We start from the raw sequence: 886 nt of genomic DNA, 5'->3' as shown, positions 1-886 counted from the left end.
TAGACGGATCCCGAAAAGCAACTAACCGGCCGTCTAACGGATGGGACAACCACCTAGAGCTACACCTCAGCAGGGGGAAACAAACATGAAGAAGAAACTCACGGCCGCGTCCATCGCCGGCCTTGTCTCAATCATCGGTTTGACCGGTTGCGGCGGCCCTCAGCTGATCTATCAAGGGCAGGAACTTTCCGACGTAGAGAAGTCCCTGGAAGAAATCGACGCCGCATGGAAGCAAGCCATCACTGACGGGGTGAAAGCGAACGTCAGCGACGACTCGCGCTGTTACCTCCAAGTCAGCGAGGACACTGTTGCAGAGACCGCAGTATGCGGGCCGGTGCACTACCTCGGAGACGACGAGACAACCTGGGACGGGGCACAGTGGGAGGCATCCGCAGACGGGAACAAACACACCCTAAAGCACCTGAGCATCTTCACCCCTGGCCAGGAATTGCAGGCGAACACTGAGCTGTACAGGCCAGACGATAAGGAACCCCCCGCTGAGCTGGCTCTGGACGAGCCGGATGCTCCGGTAGCGGAGAAAGATACCCCCTTCTGGCTGCCCGTCGCCCAGGCGCCGGCCGAAGCGGAATCATCAACCGCCAAGCCGGGAATCTTGAAAAGCCCTGTGGGAAACGTGAGCGTGGTCAGCACAGCAATATCTGAGCGCATAGGGGACGCCACCAACCGGCAGCAGGCTCCAGAAGGCACACAGTTCCTGACGATCAACTTCTCCGAACTCAGCGGATTCAAGCCTTCTTCGGACGTGTCAGCAATGGCCGTGGTCATTGGGGACAAGACGTATCCGATTGAAACCGCAGAAGGGCAAACAGTCGTTGTCCCGGTGGCCGGGGATCCCGAAAAAGCGTTGCTCCGGTTGACCTATGAC

1 protein-coding gene is annotated in these 886 nt (G+C 58.7%); it reads left to right on the top strand.

Going from position 1 to position 886, the window contains the following annotated elements; genetic code table 11:
• Nucleotides 1–85: 85 nt before the first annotated feature.
• A partial coding sequence (locus CXR03_RS17710; protein ID WP_146070555.1) for a hypothetical protein occupies nucleotides 86–886 on the top strand: 801 nt, incomplete at its 3' end.

Origin of the sequence: Arthrobacter sp. 08Y14, from assembly GCF_002929455.1 — a bacterium.
GTDB lineage: Bacteria > Actinomycetota > Actinomycetes > Actinomycetales > Micrococcaceae > Arthrobacter_B > Arthrobacter_B sunyaminii.
This window is presented reverse-complemented; position numbering and strand designations above follow the sequence as displayed.